Annotated in this window: 15 protein-coding genes; 9 read left to right on the top strand and 6 right to left on the bottom strand. The window is 56.8% G+C overall.

What is annotated here, in order from left to right; translation table 11 throughout:
• Positions 1 to 14: 14 nt before the first annotated feature.
• Both RBB77_RS13480 and RBB77_RS13485 read left to right on the top strand, forming a co-directional pair.
• Positions 15 to 3,161: an efflux RND transporter permease subunit gene (locus tag RBB77_RS13480; protein WP_353062266.1), complete on the top strand. Its 3,147-nt coding sequence runs from the start codon at positions 15 to 17 to the stop codon at positions 3,159 to 3,161.
• On the top strand, positions 3,148 to 4,233 hold the full coding sequence (locus RBB77_RS13485; protein WP_353062267.1) for an efflux RND transporter periplasmic adaptor subunit: 1,086 nt from the start codon (positions 3,148 to 3,150) through the stop codon (positions 4,231 to 4,233). The genes RBB77_RS13480 and RBB77_RS13485 overlap by 14 nt, the downstream gene beginning before the upstream one ends.
• A gap of 349 nt (positions 4,234 to 4,582) precedes the next feature.
• On the opposite strand, the gene RBB77_RS13490 is transcribed toward RBB77_RS13485, so the two are convergent.
• On the bottom strand, positions 4,583 to 6,601 hold the full coding sequence (locus RBB77_RS13490; RefSeq protein ID WP_353062268.1) for a winged helix-turn-helix domain-containing protein: 2,019 nt from the start codon (positions 6,599 to 6,601) through the stop codon (positions 4,583 to 4,585).
• 195 nt (positions 6,602 to 6,796) lie between these two features.
• Between RBB77_RS13490 and RBB77_RS13495 the strand changes: the two genes are divergently transcribed.
• From RBB77_RS13495 to RBB77_RS13505, 3 genes are all read left to right on the top strand, one after another.
• Positions 6,797 to 8,116: a vanadium-dependent haloperoxidase gene (locus tag RBB77_RS13495; RefSeq protein WP_353062269.1), complete on the top strand. Its 1,320-nt coding sequence runs from the start codon at positions 6,797 to 6,799 to the stop codon at positions 8,114 to 8,116.
• An 854-nt stretch (positions 8,117 to 8,970) separates the two neighbouring features.
• Positions 8,971 to 9,435 carry an IS6 family transposase gene (locus RBB77_RS13500; RefSeq protein ID WP_353067628.1) on the top strand — a complete coding sequence of 155 codons (465 nt, stop codon included), beginning with the start codon at positions 8,971 to 8,973 and terminating at the stop codon, positions 9,433 to 9,435.
• Between the two features lie 60 nt (positions 9,436 to 9,495).
• Positions 9,496 to 9,663, top strand: coding sequence for a hypothetical protein (locus tag RBB77_RS13505; protein ID WP_353062270.1), 168 nt, complete (start codon positions 9,496 to 9,498; stop codon positions 9,661 to 9,663).
• A 131-nt stretch (positions 9,664 to 9,794) separates the two neighbouring features.
• Here the strand turns inward: RBB77_RS13505 and RBB77_RS13510 are convergent, their stop codons facing one another.
• Complete coding sequence (locus RBB77_RS13510) at positions 9,795 to 10,169, bottom strand: winged helix-turn-helix transcriptional regulator (RefSeq protein ID WP_353062271.1); 375 nt, start codon at positions 10,167 to 10,169, stop codon at positions 9,795 to 9,797.
• A gap of 86 nt (positions 10,170 to 10,255) precedes the next feature.
• On the opposite strand from RBB77_RS13510, the gene RBB77_RS13515 reads away from it, so the two are divergent.
• The 3 genes from RBB77_RS13515 to RBB77_RS13525 all read left to right on the top strand — a co-directional run bounded on the left by RBB77_RS13515 (position 10,256) and on the right by RBB77_RS13525 (position 11,411).
• Positions 10,256 to 10,603 (top strand): GlcG/HbpS family heme-binding protein, encoded by a 348-nt coding sequence (locus tag RBB77_RS13515; RefSeq protein ID WP_353062272.1) that lies wholly within the window; start codon positions 10,256 to 10,258, stop codon positions 10,601 to 10,603.
• Positions 10,555 to 10,719 (top strand): heme-binding protein, encoded by a 165-nt coding sequence (locus RBB77_RS13520; RefSeq protein WP_353062273.1) that lies wholly within the window; start codon positions 10,555 to 10,557, stop codon positions 10,717 to 10,719. Before RBB77_RS13515 ends, RBB77_RS13520 begins: the two co-directional genes overlap by 49 nt.
• Before the next feature lie 449 nt (positions 10,720 to 11,168).
• On the top strand, positions 11,169 to 11,411 hold the full coding sequence (locus tag RBB77_RS13525) for a hypothetical protein (protein WP_353062274.1): 243 nt from the start codon (positions 11,169 to 11,171) through the stop codon (positions 11,409 to 11,411).
• 415 nt (positions 11,412 to 11,826) lie between these two features.
• Here RBB77_RS13525 and RBB77_RS13530 read toward each other — a convergent pair whose 3' ends face one another.
• Positions 11,827 to 12,486 carry a transposase gene (locus RBB77_RS13530; protein ID WP_353067629.1) on the bottom strand — a complete coding sequence of 220 codons (660 nt, stop codon included), beginning with the start codon at positions 12,484 to 12,486 and terminating at the stop codon, positions 11,827 to 11,829.
• Positions 12,487 to 12,584: 98 nt separating this feature from the next.
• Here RBB77_RS13530 and RBB77_RS13535 point away from each other — a divergent pair, with 98 nt between their 5' ends.
• The gene (locus RBB77_RS13535; protein ID WP_353062275.1) at positions 12,585 to 13,187 is read left to right on the top strand and encodes a hypothetical protein; all 603 of its coding nucleotides are present in this window, start codon (positions 12,585 to 12,587) and stop codon (positions 13,185 to 13,187) included.
• On the opposite strand, the gene RBB77_RS13540 is transcribed toward RBB77_RS13535, so the two are convergent.
• The 3 genes from RBB77_RS13540 to RBB77_RS13550 all read right to left on the bottom strand — a co-directional run bounded on the left by RBB77_RS13540 (position 13,074) and on the right by RBB77_RS13550 (position 17,921).
• A complete protein-coding gene (locus RBB77_RS13540) occupies positions 13,074 to 14,513 on the bottom strand; it encodes a serine hydrolase domain-containing protein (protein WP_353062276.1) in 1,440 nt (479 codons plus the stop codon). The genes RBB77_RS13535 and RBB77_RS13540 overlap by 114 nt on opposite strands.
• Positions 14,514 to 14,838: 325 nt before the next feature.
• Positions 14,839 to 15,333 carry a M13-type metalloendopeptidase gene (locus RBB77_RS13545; protein ID WP_353067630.1) on the bottom strand — a complete coding sequence of 165 codons (495 nt, stop codon included), beginning with the start codon at positions 15,331 to 15,333 and terminating at the stop codon, positions 14,839 to 14,841.
• 407 nt (positions 15,334 to 15,740) lie between these two features.
• Positions 15,741 to 17,921 carry a winged helix-turn-helix domain-containing protein gene (locus RBB77_RS13550; protein WP_353062277.1) on the bottom strand — a complete coding sequence of 727 codons (2,181 nt, stop codon included), beginning with the start codon at positions 17,919 to 17,921 and terminating at the stop codon, positions 15,741 to 15,743.
• Positions 17,922 to 18,082: the final 161 nt, after the last annotated feature.

The raw sequence follows: 18,082 nt of genomic DNA on the forward strand, positions 1-18,082 counted from the left end.
GGTGGTCATTTGACATGCGTCTAGTTCTCGCAGCTCTGGGTCGTCCTCTCACCGTGATCGTGGCGTTGATCGCAATCATCGCCGGGTTCTTCATGGCGATTGGGAGAATGCGCATGGATATATTCCCCGAAGTGGGAAATCCTGTGATCTACGTCGCGCAGCCTTACGGCGGCATGACACCCGCTCAGATGGAAGGATTTCTTACCTACTATTACGAGTACCACTTCCTCTACATCACCGGCATTCAAGCGGTAGACAGCAAGAGCGTCCAGGGCGCTGCTCTGATGAAGCTTACCTTCCGTGAAGGCACAAACATGCAGCAGGCGATGGCCGAGACGGTCGGCTATGTGAATCGCGCCCGAGCCTTCATGCCACCCGGTACAGTACCGCCTTTCATCACGCGCTTCGATCCTGGAAGTGTTGCCGTTGGTCTCCTCTTGTTTACGAGCAATAGCCACACGCAAGGCGAATTGCAGAACATCGCTCTGAATCAGGTGCGCCCTCTGTTTGCGACGCTTCCCGGAGTTTCTGCACCGCCTCCTTTTGGTGGCAACCAGCGAACGATAGTCGTTACGCTCGATCCCGACAAGCTCAAGCAGTATGGGGTCTCTCCTGAACAGGCGATAGCAGCAGTGACTAGCGGCTCGGTCGTATCACCCTCCGGCAATCTCTACGACGGAACCCTGAACCGCATCGTTCGGACGAACTCCACACTGGGGCCCGAACTGAACGACTTGATGGCGGCTCCCATTCATCCGCGTTCTGGAGCCAACATCTATTTGCGCGACATCGGAACCATCGAGAATGGGACGGATATCGTGACGGCCTACGCTCATGTCGATGGCCGTCGTACCGTCTACATCCCGGTGACGAAGCGGTCGGATGCATCCACGCTGGCGGTTATTCAAGCCGTAAGAGCGGCAATCCCCAGCTTTAAGAAAGTGATGCCGGATGATGTCGACGTGCAACTGGCGTTCGACCAATCCGGTTATGTATCGAACGCAATCAATGGCCTCGTCAGAGAAGCGGCACTCGGCGCGATCCTGACAGGATTAGTTGTCCTGTTGTTCCTGAGAGATTGGCGCGGCGCATTGATCGTCGTAGCCAACATCCCCTTCGCTCTTTTCACAGCTGTACTCCTCTTATGGGCCACAGGCCAGACGATCAACATCATGACGCTTGGTGGACTCGCACTGGCGGTAGGTGTCCTCGTGGATGAAGCGACGGTCGAAGTAGAGAACATCCATACACAGCTCCTGCCAGGTGTCTCTCGGGCACGAGCTGTTCTCGAAGCCTGCCGTCGTACCGTGCTGGCCCGACTGCTTTCGATGCTCTGCGTTTTGGCGGTATTCGTTCCGTCTTTCTTCATGAATGGAGTCGGACGGCAGCTCTTCGTTCCGCTGTCTCTTGCTGTCGGCTTCGCTATGGTCGCGTCATACTTTCTGTCGAGCAGCCTGGTTCCGGTCTTTGCCACCTGGATCATGAAGGAATCGCATAAGGGAGAAGAGAGAGAAGGCAGCTTCGGCAGGTTGAGAACACGTTATGAGCGGTATCTAAACTTTGTGCTGGATCGTCGGTGGCACGTCATCCTTGGCTACTTCGCGATCTCTGCACTCATTCTCTTCTTGGTTGCGCCCCGCATCGAGAGCGAGATATTCCCGGACTCCAACGGACCTGTCCTGCGAATGCGGCTGAAAGCGCCTATTGGCACGAGGATTGAAGAGACGGAGCCTATGGTGATTAATGCTCTGGATTTGATCCGCAAAACAGTCGGCAAAGATAACGTAGAGATTACCTCTGACTACGTTGGCGTTCAACCTTCAAGCTACCCGGTCAATCTCATTCATCTCTTTACGAGTGGCCCGGAAGAGGCTCTGGTACAGGTCCAGCTTCGGCCAGGCCATCCCGACGATGAGAGGTTACGAGAGGATCTTCGCGCCGCATTCCACAAGGAGATGCCTAACCTGACGATTGCATTTGAAGCGGGAGACATTATCTCGCAGGTCATGAGCTTCGGGTCGCCGACACCCATTCAGATCGATGTGCAAGGTGTCGACATCGATCAGGACTACGCCTATCTGGCAAAGGTCGAAGCCGAATTACGGAAGCTCGACTTCCTGCGGGATATTTCCATCGTTCAGCCCCATCTTTACCCGACTGTCGAGGTGACGGTAAACCGCGATTACGCAGGTCAGTTCGGCCTGACGATGGCCGACGTGACAAACTCGCTGACCCCGGCCACTGGTTCCTCCCGATTCACGGCACCGAACTATTGGCGTGATCCGAGAACGGGCAACGCATTCCAGATCCAGGTACAGCTACCTTCAAACCGTATGCAAGGTCTCGGTGCGCTCTGTACATTGCCGCTCATGCGCGATGGACAGACTCAACCGCAGCTCGATCAGGTTGCCAAACTGGAATACGGGACGATGCCTGAGATGATCGAACGATTGAGCGGACAGCGAATTGTGAGTGTAACTGCAAATCTGCACGGGATGCCTCTAGGCGAAGCACAAAAGCGCATAGCGGCGGTATTGAAGAATCTTCCAGCAGCGCCAAAGGGCTCGGTTGTTGCAGTACGGGGGCAAATCCCCGCCCTCGAAGAGACGATCTCTGGTCTCCGCACCGGACTTCTTCTCGCCATCGCCGTAATCTTCCTGCTGCTTATGGCGAACTTCCAGTCCCTTCGACTTCCGCTGGCCATACTATCCACAATTCCAGGTGTTCTTTGTGGCGTGGTTCTTATGCTGCTCTTCACAGGGACGACGCTTAACATCCAGTCCTTCATGGGGGCGATCATGGCAGTCGGCATTTCGGTCGCCAATTCCATTCTTCTCGTCAGCTTTGCAGAGCAGGCAAGACATCAGAATGAGGACGTCGAGACGGCGACACGGACGGGAGCGACAAGCCGCATTCGGGCCATTCTCATGACGGCGACCGCCATGATCTGCGGCATGGTTCCTATGGCAATTGGCTTTGGCGAAGGGAGCGCGCAGTCGGCTCCTCTCGGTCGGGCCGTGATCGGTGGACTCATCTTCTCCACGCTGACGACGCTCACTGTCCTCCCAGCCGTCTATGCTCTGCTACAACGCAAAGCATCTACCACGTCGAATTCACTGAATCCCGAAGACCCATCGAGTCGATACCATGTCCATCCATAAACGCATCTGCTTTTTGCCTCCGCTCATGTGCTGCCCGCCCGCCTTCTCCCAGAGTCCCGCGCATGTGGAGATGGCGAAGGTGGAAAGCCATTCCTCAGCTCGAACGGTTCCTCTGACGGCAGAGCTTGCTCCATTTCTACAGACCGATATTGAAGCCCGCTCCCCTGGTTACGTGGAAAAGGTGCTTGTTGATCGGGGCAGCCCGGTTCACCGGGGGCAACTGCTGGTTCAGCTCTCCGCGCCGGAGATCAACTCGCAAACTTTGGCCTCGGAAGCGAATCTCCATCAGGCCGAAGCGGACGTCGCACAAGCCGAGGCTCAGGCGGCTGCGGCTGAAAGCACAGCAGCGAAGCTGCAAGAGGCAGCCAAAACCCCTGGTGCCGTCGCCGGCAACGAATTGCTGCAGGCCGAAAAGCAGCGGGATGCGGCGCAGGCGTTGGTGGATAGCCGGAAGGCTGCGGTACGCACCGCAAAAGACCGTCTCCAGGCGAGCCAGGCGACGGAGTCGTATCTCCGCGTGACTGCGCCGTTCGATGGAATGATTACCGACCGATTTGTTAATCCGGGAATGCTCATCGATGGCGGTCACACTCCAATGCTCAAGCTACAGCAGGTCACTCATCTGCGGTTGATAGTGCCCGTGCCTGAGACCTATACCGCCTCGGTCGTGAAGGGAATGTCAGTCGTGTTCCATGTTCCAGCGCATCCGGGAAAAAGCTACACAGCTAAGGTGGCACGCGTCCCGAATGCCCTCGATCAGCAGAGCCGATCGATGATGGTCGAACTGGATGTGTACAACAAAGACGGGAGTTTGGCTCCGGGTATGTATCCTACCGTTGATTGGCCGGTTGGCGCTGGAGAGAATCTTCTGTTTGTTCCCACCACAAGTGTCGTCACAACAACTGAGAGAGCTTTCGTGATTGCGTCGGTCAATGGCCGAGCGCACTGGATTGATGTGCGGAAGGGGCCAACTGCTGGGGAGAACGTTTCTATCCGAGGGCAAATCGCCGTCGGCCAGGAGGTCGTCAAGCGGGCTTCTGATGAGATCCGCGAAGGAACGTCGCTCAGATAGTTGAATCTAGCTTCGATAATCGGCTGAGACGAGTTCGGATGCCTTCCGTCAGTGTTTACAAATCCAGTCCACTTGGACGCAAAACCGGCTGTCCGCAAAGGTGGAACCGAACTGCCTGAAAAGTCGGGATTTCGGCAAGTTCGCCACGAAGTTGCCGCTAACCCCGTTTTCAAGGAACTACGGGAACCACTTGTCCGAGAAGACGACTATACAAACAAGTGGAATGCTCTCGGTCGTGATTGAGCGAGTTGGCGATTGGCGCTCGTTGACAGTTTTCTCCCCTCTGACAGCGGCCTCTGAAGGAACCCCAACTCTTGGCGGCAGAGCATCCGGGATTTCGTAATCTAACTCAGAGCAGGTCGATTCGCCGGAGAAGCTCTTGAAAACGATGGTCGGAGCGATAGCGATCAAAGATCGGATCGACGGCGAGGTAATCCATCCAGACAGCGTGATCGCGATACGCGGCTTGCAGCCATTTGAATGTGTCTTCATCGCTTTTCAACGCTGCGTAGATCTGAGCCAACCCGTAGGGCGAAACGTAGCGCTTCCTCGAGATTGTCTCTAGCTCGTGTGCGATTCGGAGTGCGTCACGCCTCTGCCCTGCCGCTGCGAGGGCAACCGCGACCTGGGCTGTGTAAAGTGGGCTACCCCCTGACAGACTCGCAGCCCGCTTCAGCTCACTAACGCCCTCGCTGCGCAAGCCTGCCTGAACGTAGCCCTCGCCCAGCAGAAGGTGTGCAGCTGCGAAGTTCGAGTCCTGCTCAACAGAGTTTCTACCTTGTTCGATTGCGCGGGAATAGTCACGTGCCTGATAGTATCGCAGTGCCACCCATGTGCTGATCATGAGATTGAGTGGATCGAGTTCCTGTGCACGGCTCGCTTCGGCGAGCGCCTCGTCATGGCGGCTCTTAATGGAAAGATAGTCTCCGTACCAGTGGTGCGCATTTGCATATTGAGGATCCAACTCCAGAGCACGCTTGAACTCGGCCTCGGCTCCGGCCCAATTCCAATCATGGCTGAACACGAGGCCTAGGGAGGCGTGGGCCTCAGCAGATTCTGGGTCGATCTCGACCGCCTTGCGAGCGGCCGTGTAAGCTTTTGGAAGCGCGTCGGCCGGGGATTTAAACCCGTGCCACGCAAGCCCGCTGTTGCAGTCGGCCAGCCCGGAATATGCCGCTGCGTAGGTTGGATCGCTGTCAATGGCCTGCTGAAAATAATGCTCCGCCTTTTGCATGCCGTCGGCTGTTCGCCTGTTCCAGTGGTAGCGACCTTTCAAATACGCCTCGTATGCTTCAGGCCTTATTTGCCGCGGATTTGCTAAACGTGTTTTCTGTTCTTCCGTGAGAGCGATGTGTATCTGGCTCGCGATGCTTTGCACGACGGAGTCCTGCACAGCTAGCAGATCTTTGAGTTCGCGGTCGTAACTCTCGGTCCAGAGGTCTGTCTGACTTTGAGCCTCGACGAGTTGGACGGTGATTCGTACACGGTCCGACGAGCGGCGAACGGCGCCCTGGAGAAGATAGTCCGCGTTCAGTTCTTTACCGATCTCTTTCGCGGCCAGATTGGTGCCTTTGTACTTTGCAACCGAACTGCGGGCTACCACGGTGAGTCGATCCCGATTCAGCTTTCCGGTCTGGGCGATCATTTCTTCAGTCAGACCGTCACTGAAGAACTCTTGGTCCGGATCGCGGCTCAAGTTTTCGAATGGCAGAACAGCAAGGACTATCTTGCCCTGGGAATGTATGGGCGGGTTCGCTGCTCGTCGCCAGCCCCGAACTACCAGGAATGACAGAAGGCACGCGACTGAGAGCAAAGCGGCTGCTCCAACGAAAAGCCACCTGTAGGACTTCCGCTTCGCCTGTTCGGTTCCGGCATCCGTCGTCTTTTCCGCCGTGCGATCCTGATCTGGCTCGATTAAAAGCAGTCTTCGGGCTTGTAACCAGCTATCGAGTTCCGACACGAAATCCCGCTCGCCGGCAGGAACACCCGCTGCATCTGGTTCGGAAGGTGCGCTTGGTTCTTTGGGAGTAATAACCAGCGCGACGAAGCGATACCCCTGCCCGGTCACGGTCTGTATGAACCGTGGGGTCTCGGCGTCATCCTTCAGGACCTGGCGAAGCTTGCGGATCGCGCCCCGGATACTGTTGTCGGTATCCAGGAAAACACCCTGGCCCCAAACCCTGGAAACGATTTGATCCCGCGTAACAATCTCGTCCCGGTGTTCAAGCAGCAGGAGAAGGATCTCGAACGGGATACGCTCAAGCTTCAGCACATGACTGCCACGGCGGAGCCTCCGAGGACGCAGTTCAACCTCGTAGCCCTCGCCGAACCGGATCGGTTGCTCCACTCCAGCTGGCTCGGAAGCCATGGCACACCCCATCGAAGCAGACCGATCTTACACCACATCGGTTGAGGCTGACGCAAGTGCAACCCACGCTTGTCTTTAGAGCGACACAAAGCATAACGCCGCGACACACTCTCCGATATGGACACCAGCCTCCGTTGCCGCGAATATGCCGATCACCACTACCGAAAAGCCAGTGAAGAATCAGGAGGAAGCACAATGAAAACGATGCATAGTGGCGCAACGAAGAGAACTTTTGGCGTATGCATGTTGATGGCGACTCTACTGTTCGGGCACGCGGTCGCAAAGGCCGATGCGGTTCTGGACTGGAACCTGATTGCGGTAAACACAACCAACCCAAGCGGACCGTTCGTCCAGGCGCGAGATGTAGCGATTGTGCAACTCGCTGTCTTTGAAGCCGTCAACGCTATCACCGGGGACTATCGACCGTACCTTGGGACCATCGGCGCACCTCATGACGCCTCAGCCGACGCCGCAGCCATCCAGGCTGCCTATCGGGTGCTCATTACGTATTTCCCAGATCCGGCCAACGCGTCGATGCTCAACGCTGCTCGCGCGAACTCGCTGGCTCTCATACCGGACGGCCAACCCAAAAGTGACGGCATAGCCGTAGGCGACGCCTCAGCTTCTGCCATGATCGCTCTTCGTGCTAACGACGGCTCGTCGCCGGCGCAATTCAAAATACCCGGCCCGGTGGTTCCAGGCGAGTGGCAGGCCACGCCGAGCTGTCCAAAACCTAATGGAATCGGGGTCGGAGTTTTCTTTCAATGGGGGAAGGTCACTCCCTTCGGTATCCCGAGTGTTAGTGAGTTTCTCCTCGATCCGCCACCAGCGCTTGACAGCAACCAATACGCGAAAGCCTACAACGAGGTGAAGACGGTAGGGAGCGCCAGCGCCAACAGCATAGAGCGGCCTCCAGATCGGGCTAATGTCGTGCTCTTCTACGCTGCCTCCTCGCCAACCTTCGTATTCAATCAGGCCGCAAGGCAGGTCGTCGCGCAAGAAGGGCGGCGTTCGCTGTCCGAGAACGCACGGGCTTTCGCTCTGATCAACATGGCGATCGGCGACGGCTCGTTCGCTTCCTTCTTCAACAAGTACCACTACAACTTCTGGCGTCCCGAAACCGCGATCCATGCAGGTGACACGGACGACAACCCGAAAACCGACCCTGATCCGAACTGGGTCCCATTCATCCCGGCCCCATGTTTCCCGGGTTATCCCTCAAACCACGGCAGCTTATCCAATGCGGGAGCCGAGGTCATGAGACGTCTTTACGGCGAAGCTGGACATGCGATCACGTTGTCAAACCCGGCGGTCCCCACCATCGTGTTGCACTACGGATCATTCAGGCAGATTACCGACGACATCACCGACGCTCGCGTTTACGGCGGGATACATTTTCGAACCGACCAGGACGCAGCAGCTCGCCTGGGTCGTGCTGTCGGCAGAGCAGTCTACAAGAGCAACTTGCGTGCTGTGCACGATTATGGCTGGGATGATGACCGGGATGATAAGTGATTGATCAGCTTGAGAACGACACTCCATTCGCGTCATGCGGTCCAGTGATTGTGCGGTCAAGCTATACTCAAGGCGAGACCGCACAAGTCTCACCAGAAATTGTGCCCTCCTGAGCCTGGACGACGCATCCGCACAATCGCTGCAGAATGGCGTTAAGCCTCTGATCAACGGCCTTAACAGTGCCACGCTTCCAGATACTAGGCGCGTGACAAGTTGTCTCGATGTTGGCTCTCTCGGTTGGCGATATCAGGCCGATGCACTCGTTGACCGATTCGGATCGGTCCTTCGGCAAGTGGACGTAAAACCGGCTACGGGACAACTGGCATTTCATTATTCCGGGATGGGATCTGCAGGAGGACACATGTACGATAAGCCGACTATACGGCCATGTGGCTCCGCGCGCAGCAGAGACGAGGTGTTCGCCGACAAGCAAAAGCGCACTCCAGTCGAGCAGAGCCCCCTCAACCAAGAATGAGATTGCCGCACGATCAGCCGCCATATCAAAATCTCACAGTGCAACACAAGCGAGGAGGCATTGGCGAATGCAACCGGTACGGTCAGCGCTTAGGGGCTGGCTATGCCGATGCCTTTGCAAATCTCATGATCGGCGGCGCCATCCTTCCTTCCCTTCTCCACCAGGACCCGCGTTGGCAGGGAACTCTAGCAACCGGCTGCCTGGATATCACGCCGTTTCTTGATTTTGAGGGATCAGGTCGAAGGCTTTGGCCTCGAATGCAATCGAGGGGTTACAATTCACGGAATCAAGGGTGATGAGGGCGATTCTTTGAAATGAAGATTGAGACGCTAGTCGGCGATTGAAGCGACGAGAGGGACGGCTGGGCGACCACTGGCATTTGGATGAAGTCTTCATTCGAATCAACGGCCAACAGCGGTATTTGTGGCGCGCCGTGGATCAGGACGGCGACGTGATCGACATTCTGGTCCAGCCGCATCGTGATCAGCGCGCCGCAGAGCGATTTTTTCGAAAACTCTTGCGTGGCCAGGGTTCCGAACCACTGCAGATCATTACCGACAAATTGAGAAGCTACTCCGCTGCCATGCGAAGCATCTTCAGCAACGTGACTCACAGGGTGGAGCGGTACGCCAACAATCGCGTCGAAGCCTCGCATCAGCTAACGCGCCAACGGGAACGGCAAATGCGCCGATTCAAATCTGCCAGGCACGCACAACGCTTTCTCTCCCTCCATGATGCCGTCCGAAATCTGTTCCGTGTAGGCCGACACTTATTGAGGTCTAGCAATCACCGGCTACTGCGATCGCGGTCATTCGCGGTCTGGCGGGAAGTGACTGTGGCCTAAGCCAGCGCAAGACCCGCAGCGTTCCCAGCTCAGAATGTCCCTCAACGTCTCAAGTTGACAATGCCGGACGGAGGGAAAGTTCTTCGCGCCGCAGCTCAGGCGTACAAGGTGGATACGGATGCGATTGCACTCAAGGTAAAGCATGAGTTCGCAGCCAAGGAAAAGGCGAGGTCCGCTGCCAAGATCGAACCGAGGCCCATTCCGAAGGCATCGAAGAAAACTGCTTAAGCCCCACACCCTCTAAATGCGCTTGTCATTAGACAGGCGCATCTCTTTTGCCGGCCGGACCAGAAATCACCGAAGTAGCGCCGCATAAGTGCTAGTGAGTTAGGCCCGGCGCGGTAATCACCTCCCCAGCGTCACGGGCTAGCCTCTGATCCTGATCTTCCGAACAGGCTCATATTGGCCTCGCCCCATGCTCCCAATGCCACAAGCACGGGCTGCAAACTATCGCCCAAGAGAGAAAGACTGTACTCGACCTTTGGAGGTACCTGAGGATAGACCGTGCGTACAATCAGCCCGTCTGCCTCCAATTCGCGAAGCTGATTCGTAAGCATGCGCTGTGTCACACACGGAACACGCCTCCGCAATTCACTGAATCGCAGCGTGCCGTCAAGCAGGTGATACAGAATCACGCACTTCCATTTCCCGTCGATGAGGCTGATCGTCGCCTCGACTGGACAGCCCGGATTGCATTCAAAGCTAGTGTGCCGGAGCTTTCTTACAGTATCCATCTTGTACCTACCGACGACAGTTGTGTGTACATGTCAAAGCTAGTAGTACCACATACTCTGATCCTGAGTATCAAGAGGAGTCACAAATGAGCACACAGCAAGCAAACTCTTTCGTCACGGCGTCCGTCTCCCGCAATGCAGCGGTCGCTCTCATCGACGCCGCACTCGCGCATGCGGAAAAGGCAGGAATCGAGGTGTCCATAGCAGTCACTGATGCAGGCGGTCATCTCAAAGCATTCCAGTCGACCGACAATGCTCGCTTTCTGACTTGCGACGTCGCAATCGACAAAGCCTGGACCGCCGCGTCGTACGGCATCCCGACGCATATGTGGAACTCACTGCTGACTGGGAATTCTAAAATTGAACAGCTCTCGCATCGCCGCGCATGGTTGCGGTTGGTGTTGGTCACCCTATCCTGGAGAACGGAAAACTGATCGGCGGGATCGGAATCTCCGGTGGAAACTACCACCAAGATGCCCGTGCTTGTGAGGTTGCTTTGGAGTCGGTCGGTTTTCAAGTTTCCGTAGGATTCGCTGTTCCTGCTGAATAATTATGCAAACGGTGAGCCAGCAATGGCTCCCCGTTTTTGCTTGTCGAAGCAACAATCGGTCGCACGCGGCAGCCTTGTCCTTTACTGCCTGCGGCGATTGAGGATTTCATCGCGGCCCACTACATCCAGCGTGAAGGTGGTCGGCGGATCATGCGGGTAGCGAGCATGTGGGTAACATTGCGGGGGCCCTGTTTCGGTTGGATACAATCGACTATGCGTCTCGTAGTGCTGTTTGTCTCTGTTCTGCTTTGTGTTTCTGCGAACGCTCAGATCGGGGTTAGCCCTTCCTCCACGCCTCTTCCAGCTCCAGTATCTGAGCCGCGCGATCAGCCCTTTACGGGTACGATCCAACTTCATGTCGATGCTACCGACACGATTCATAGCCTCTTCCGCGTAAGCGAAACAATCCCAGTACAGACTCGCGGCGAAGTGGTGCTGCTTTACCCCGAGTGGAAAACCACCAGCCACGGGCCCACAGCAACTCAATCCTCAAATACGAGGGGAAGACCGAGTCGGGCGATCTCGCTGGCAGCGGTGCTGTATACGATCCCGACCAGTTCGTCACTGAGGTCACACACTTCGCAAATTGCATTCTACAAAACACCGAGCCAGCTACCCCGGGCGAAGAAGGCATGAAGGATTTACTGTCCGTTGAAGAGATCTATAAAGCAGTCGGCAGTTCAATGGCCTAGCTTTCGCGGGGATAACTGTCAGGTACAAGGTGCGTATGCGTAGGTTTCCGATCTAGGCTATGTCAAATTAAGCATCCTCAAGAATGTTGATTGTCATCTGCTGCTTACGCGGCAGCCGCTGGCGGCACCATGATCACTGACGATAAGCCGACTTTCTATGAGCAGGTCACTGGTGTCAGGGATTTGTTCTTTGTTTTTCCTTCATAGGGCTTTTGCTTTGGTTGTTGCTCTTTTTCGTTGCTCTCCAACGTGTTTCCATTCGCACTCTGGATGAGCTGTCTTGAAGCAAGCTCGGTGCCGGTTGGGGTTCGAGAGGAGAGTCGATGCTGCCATTTATCGGTCGGCCTCGAAGGCCGAAGTCGGCTCGCAGTCATCGGAACACCCTGTCGTCGCAACGAGTAAACATAGGCATCTCTTAGGCGGCTTGTTCATAGAACGGCATGTACGGATCCTGGGTGCTCCAGAGGTGATGAAGCAGGACGGCAAGCTTGCGGGCTACTGCAACAACGGCCTTGCTCTTGGCTTGCTTGCCACCTCTTCCGGCTAAGTGCAGACCCCACTGTCGAAGTGCCGATTCTCTTCCGTGTGGTCGGAGGATATGGTTCGAACACTCGATCAACAGACTTCGAAGGTACGCGTTCCCGGCGTGGGTGATGCCGAGCTGAGGATCATGGTCTCCGGACTGACTTCGACGAGGACGCAGGCCAAGATAGCAACCCACATCGCGACTTCGCCCGAACCGCTCCTTGCTGCCCAGCGTCAGAACGAAGGTCAAGGCCGTGAGGTGGCCGACGCCATGAACCTTCAGCAGCGCCTGCGTCTCCGGATACTCGGTCTGGCCGAGTTGCTGGATCTGCCGGTCGTACTGCTTGATCTTGATGGTCATCTCAGCGATCTGCTCAAGTACTGGACGGAGCGCTTGTGCGAGTCCAGGCCGCATGACAGCAAGGCTTCGCTGAGCGAAGCACGTTGTAGCGGAGGCGGGCATACGGCAGCCGCAGGACTTCGTAAGACCGCGCACGGCGTTCACTGTAGCCGTGCGTAGTCGCACCAGCAGAGCTCGCGCACGGATCAGGGTGAGGGCCGCCTGCTGGGCGACGGTGCGATGGGCGAATCGGGATCGACCTTGGCGATGTCTGGAGCAATTACTGTACCCTCAACCAGGACGGAGAAGTGGTCGATCGCGGACGCTTCCGAACTACCCCGAAGGCTATTGAGAAGTGGTTTACTGACGTGGCTCCAGCGCGGGTCGCGATGGAGGCCGGGACTCACTCGATCTGGATCAGCGCACAGCTGCAGGAACTGGGCCACGAAGTGATCGTGGCGAACGTCCGCGAGCTGCGGGCGATCTCGCACAGCGACCGGAGGAGCGGCCGGGTCGATGCGGAGAAGCTGGCCCGTTACGCCCGTCTTGATCCGAACATCCTCCGGCCGATTCGTGATCTCGACCTTGGCCTGTCTGCGTGGGACTTCAGCGATGAGGTGTTGCGCTGGCTTCTTCATGGGAACAGTCTGCTCCTCCTTCGGAGGACCTGCTCATCCCATTTGTCGTTACCAATCCGGACCTCGATGAGCGCATCGGCGATGATGCGCTCGTTGAGGAACCACGACAGGGCCAAATATGAACTCAGGGCGAATCGTTTTAGCATCGAGCTTACAAACTCACCTCGGTATCTGGTTCAAGGTGAGCACGTACGGCAACATCACGTTTTTGACATTGGGATCACCTGCTACTGCGATAACCCTGCCCACAAGCTTTCCCTCCTGTGGGAGTAGCTTAATCTTCAGCGTCTTCGCTCCAGTGCGGAGCGAGTCAGGGGAGTCGATCAAACCCACCGACACGCCCGTGAGAGCCACTCCTTCTGACTGCATCCCGGTAATTCTCGCCGCAGGTTTGTCACCGAGCGACAGCGTGGCCAGGTCGCTGGAGTCTATGTTCAGCTCAGCCTGCATCTTCGCGCCATCATTCGCCAGTGTTCCCCGCCAATGACCACCGAAGCTGGGTCTGACGACGAACGGAGAGGTTGGAGGCCCACTTGTTTCTTCAGGCTGTTGCCATTCAGGCAGGTAACCGGCAAGTACTTGGTTGCAGACCTCGGAGCACAGTTCTCTCCCGTCGGATCGATTCGTCAAGACCATGCATGCGAGATTTTCCGATGGGAGCATATACAGGCCCGTTGCGACACCTGGTTGGCCACCAATTTTGAAGATCACCGGGATGCCGGATTTCAAATGCCCCGTGAACCAGCCGAAGGTCGTGGCGACGCCCGAAGGCCCCACGAAGACCGGCTTGTGGAGTTCGTCGACGCAATGGTCATCCAGAAACGGCGCCTGACCCGGAACGTGATTTTTCATGTTGAACATCGCAAAGCGCGCGAGGTCGTGAGCGCTGGCATAGAGTTCTCCCGATGCCGGAGTGGATGTTGTGTAGTACGGGATTAAATTTCCCAAGGAATCGTATCGCGCGGCACCCGTTCGGAGCCGTGCAACACTGGTGTTGAAGAAGCTGTCGTGAAGGCCAAGCGGTGTGAGAACCCTTTGTGTCATGAGAGCCCCGAAATCCGTTCCCGTCAGGTTCGATGCGACGACTGCCAATGCAGCAAAACCGATGTTGCTGTATTCGTAACAGGATCGCGGCGAATAGGCGAGTCTGCCATAGTTACTGATGAGCGCGTCTGCATCTAAAGCTAGGTTGGCTTCGCCTCGATCGTATCCCTCGTACATCGTCGGCAAACCGCTGACATGCGCGCCCAGGAGCCGGACGGTTGCCGTGTCCGCGTTTCCGTTCGTACCCTGGATCCTGCTGTTCGTAAGATATTTGTTTGCGGAGTCATCTAAGGACAATTTCCCCTCCGCAACCAGGGCCATAAGCGTTGTGGCTGTGAACGGTTTGGTGATGGACGCTAGGGTGAACGGCGTATGCGCTGTTGCCTTAAGGCGAGCCTCACGATTGGCCCATCCAAAGCCCTGTTCCCAGACGATGCTTCCACCATGCGCCACGGCAACAGCTACTCCAGTAGCCTTTCCTTGCGCGATCGCTCGAAGGATCAGGTTCCGAACAGGCTCAAAGCTGGGTCGCGCATGAGCCGGAACCGAAGACATCGAATCGTTTCTGTCATGCTTTGAAACAGGTAAGATGCCCCCGATCGATGCGGATAGCAGCGTGCGCAAGACTTCACGACGGGTTGCAAATGTAATCAACGGTGTGCTCTCTCGATTCCCGGTAGAAGCTCTCAAGCCTGACATTCGGCGCTCAACCGGCCATACTCACATGAATCCTACTTTGTTCGCACCTTCTTTGAACTGCAATGGTTAGAAGCAGATACCCGTAAGGCCCCTCGGTATGGGTTCGCTTAAATTGGTGCTGCGAGGATTACAGTACCGACGTTTCAAAATCGATGAGTATCGCTGCATCCTTGGCGGCGGGTCACCAGATGCGCACCCGCTTGTCAGGCGCGAGAAACAGAGCTTGGTCTGGCTGGACGGTGAAACCGTGGTACCAGGGATCCATGTTGCGTACGACCCCGTTCACCCTTGCGGTTGCAGGGCTATGAACGTCGGTCGTGATCATCTGGCGTAGGTTGTCTTCGCGACGCTTCTCGCGCCAGACTTGAGCCCATCCAAGAAAAAATCGCTGGTCTCCTGAGAAACCGTCGAGCACGGGCGCGGCAAGTCCGAACAGCGATCGGTGGTATGCCTCAAGGGCTATCGTCACACCTCCCAGATCGGCAATGTTCTCGCCAAGAGTGACATCGCCCTTGATGTGCAGTCCCGGCAGCGGCTCCATCGCCGAGTACTGGCTGCTCAGAACATCTGCACGCACTTTGAATTGCGCTGAATCGTCTACCGTCCACCAGTCACGTAGGCGATTGTCGGCGTCGACCTCCCGTCCTTGATCGTCAAAGCTAGCCGTCTCTAAAATGCGACATCACACTTGCACTACGCCAGTTTCTTGGATCGAGTTTTCAACTAGTGCTAACAGGCCGATGTGCTCATTGAGGTAATAGCCCCGCTCGATAAGTGACTCGGCGATTTATCACCTGTCGAGAAAAGTCATAGCGCGTCAAGTGGCAAAGATCACTTGGCCGCAAAGCCAGTTGTGCGAGCGGAACTCCGAAAACGGGCGCGAATACCTCTGTGCGAGTCGTGTGTGGCCCATACAACGATGGCAAGTCGCTCAGGTTATCGGGAATGCCTTTGCGGTGCCCATTAAAGGGCTCACCAGTTCCTCTGTGGGCCAAAACCTGTGAGCGGCTTCTTTTCTACTCCTGCCGCGTTCACTCGCGAAGGCGTTGCTGCGGATGGCCTCGGAACGTAGCTGTTACAGGGCTAGGGCAGTGAGATTCGATAGAGGTTCCGGTGTACCGTCGTGTTCACCCAGGCATAGTGCTCCGGGTCCTTGGCGGGGACCAGCTCTTCACGGCTCACGGATATGGCACCACGAACGACATTTGATTCGGCGAATGGAGCGATCCCGTCCGCAGGAAGAACCGGCAAGTCTTCCCCCCGCCCCAGGGGAATCGCCAAACTGCGACCCGGGCTTGTCCGTGATGACTCTTCTACTGGAACGAAAAGGAATTTTCCGTCAGTCGACCATCTTGGAAAGCAGTAGGTTGCGGAAATCCGCCGCGTCACTCCGCCGGCTAGCGGAATCGCTGTGACGGCAAAAATTTTTCTTTCGGGTGTCGCGGGAACGAATGCGATCACCCATCGCCGCCCAGGTGAGACGCTCTGGAATTCCAAAATGGGAAACGGGACGACCTTGGAGCGGTGTGTCCCGTCCGCGTCAACCTGCTCCAGGTAGTTTTTGTTCCCTTCCGTGTGTTGGAACAGGACTTGGCCCCCCACGCCAAAGTGGGGTGACTGCGCGCCGGTAACATCCAATTTTTGTGGGGGATTGCTGCCACCCACCGGTGCCAGCCACAACTGCGTCGTCCCCCCCGCCGCGGCGGTCGTATATGCCACCTGTTTGCCATCCGGCGATAGATCGAAAGCTATCATCGAAATTCCGGGTAGCACTACTTCGCTCTTTCCCGACTCGACGACTGTGCGCCTCAGCTCTGCACCCGAGTTCTGCCCCTGCCGCAGAAGGTAATAAAGAACACTGGCGTCGGGGCTGAAAACGGGATGAGACAGTCCGCCAACCACTTCACCCTCAGAAGAGAGCGGCCGCTCGATGTTCCCGTCGTGCATCCAGAGTGCGCTCTCGTGCACACCCACGGAGGTAATCAGCGCTGGCGCCTGCGGCTCTACCGCCATTCCATCCTCCTCGGTCGGTCCAAAGGTGATTTGCTCCGGCTCTCCGTCTGGAAAGTACTGCCGCCAGATGTGGCTCTGCCCATCCACTGTCACGGTGAAATACATCCATCTGCCATTTGGGGACCAACCCGCGGAGGTACACGCACCAACGGGGCCAATCGGCCGCGGGGAGGCCTGGCCCTCCAGATCCACCAGTCGGCACGGCGCCCAATCGCCGTTCTCGTTCATCTCTACCACGAGAGCCCAGTGCCGATCCGGAGAGGCATACGAGTAGTGGGCCATACCACGCTCGTGCGCAGGAAAGTAAATTTCACGCGAACCGGCACGCGTCACTGTTGCCGTCACCACTCCCAGATGGATCGCCTCGCCCGATCGGATTTCGGAAAAGAGAAGATGATCGCGGTCAAGCCACACCAGTCCCGCCGCATTCTGCATCCATAGATGAGGCTCACCTCCCAGCGCTGATACGGCGTAGGTGGAGAACCGGGGACCCTCCAACACCGTGTACGCAATCTCTGCCCCATCCGGCGAGAACGCCAGCCCGTATTTCGGCCGGTGGTCGTCCGTCACCCGCCTGGCTTCTCCGTTCGGCAGCATCTTCACATAGATCTCATCAGAGGAAAGAAAGGTGTTGTTACCGCGGATAAAGGCCACCATATGTCCGTCCGGCGATAGCGCCGGAGCTACGGCAGAATCGGTAAATTCGGTGAGCTGCATGAACCGGACTTCTGGCGGGCGATGGCGGGATCGATAAAGGGCCAGCGCGAAGAACCCAAGGGCGCAGCCCGCCACAGAAGCGGCAAGTAGAATCCATCGTGCCAGTCGGTTTCCTGCGATCCGGCCGCCAGGCGGGAGAGCCGGGGCAGTCGGCGGCACTGAGATTCCCGTTTCTGACGGCAGTTCCAGGCTTCCTCTCGCCTCATTGGGGAGCGCCATGAAGCGGTATCCGATCCGCGGAATGGTTTCGATGTAACGGGGAGAGCCTGCCGAATCTCCCAGAGTGTCGCGCAATTTTTGGATGGATTTATTCAGCCCGTGGTCGAAATCGACAAACACATCGGACGCCCAGAGGCGTCGCCTGAATTCTTCACGTGTCACAATCTCGCCGGGAACTTCGAGGAGCAACAACAGGACCTGAATCGGCTGCTGCGATAACCGGATCTTCGCGCCGTTCTTAGTGAGCTGGCGCGTCCTCAGATCCAGCTCAAACTGGTCAAACCGAACCGTCCCTTCAGTGAGTGAAAGGGGCATTCCACACCCGCCAGACCGCGAGCCCCAAGTTTAGCACTCCAAGGTTAGTCGGGGACAACTCTTCCAACTGATTACTGCAGAAAGGTTTGTTCGGGGAGAAACAATTCGCCGCGTAGGCATTGCTTCCGGAAGGGCAGTCATGGAAACTTCGGACGCATCAC

The organism is Tunturibacter psychrotolerans, from assembly GCF_040359615.1.
GTDB classification, from domain to species: Bacteria; Acidobacteriota; Terriglobia; order Terriglobales; family Acidobacteriaceae; genus Edaphobacter; species Edaphobacter psychrotolerans.

Bases quoted from the DNA above. Each gene is read 5' to 3' on its own strand.
- RBB77_RS13540 (WP_353062276.1), bottom strand. From the start codon at position 14,513: ATGTCTTCGGTTCCGGCTCATGCGCGACCCAGCTTTGAGCCTGTTCGG.
- RBB77_RS13495 (WP_353062269.1), top strand. From the start codon at position 6,797: ATGAAAACGATGCATAGTGGCGCAACGAAGAGAACTTTTGGCGTATGC.
- RBB77_RS13550 (WP_353062277.1), bottom strand. From the start codon at position 17,921: ATGCCCCTTTCACTCACTGAAGGGACGGTTCGGTTTGACCAGTTTGAG.
- RBB77_RS13485 (WP_353062267.1), top strand. From the start codon at position 3,148: ATGTCCATCCATAAACGCATCTGCTTTTTGCCTCCGCTCATGTGCTGC.
- RBB77_RS13520 (WP_353062273.1), top strand. From the start codon at position 10,555: ATGGTTGCGGTTGGTGTTGGTCACCCTATCCTGGAGAACGGAAAACTG.
- RBB77_RS13515 (WP_353062272.1), top strand. From the start codon at position 10,256: ATGAGCACACAGCAAGCAAACTCTTTCGTCACGGCGTCCGTCTCCCGC.
- RBB77_RS13505 (WP_353062270.1), top strand. From the start codon at position 9,496: ATGCCGGACGGAGGGAAAGTTCTTCGCGCCGCAGCTCAGGCGTACAAG.
- RBB77_RS13490 (WP_353062268.1), bottom strand. From the start codon at position 6,601: ATGGCTTCCGAGCCAGCTGGAGTGGAGCAACCGATCCGGTTCGGCGAG.
- RBB77_RS13480 (WP_353062266.1), top strand. From the start codon at position 15: ATGCGTCTAGTTCTCGCAGCTCTGGGTCGTCCTCTCACCGTGATCGTG.
- RBB77_RS13510 (WP_353062271.1), bottom strand. From the start codon at position 10,169: ATGGATACTGTAAGAAAGCTCCGGCACACTAGCTTTGAATGCAATCCG.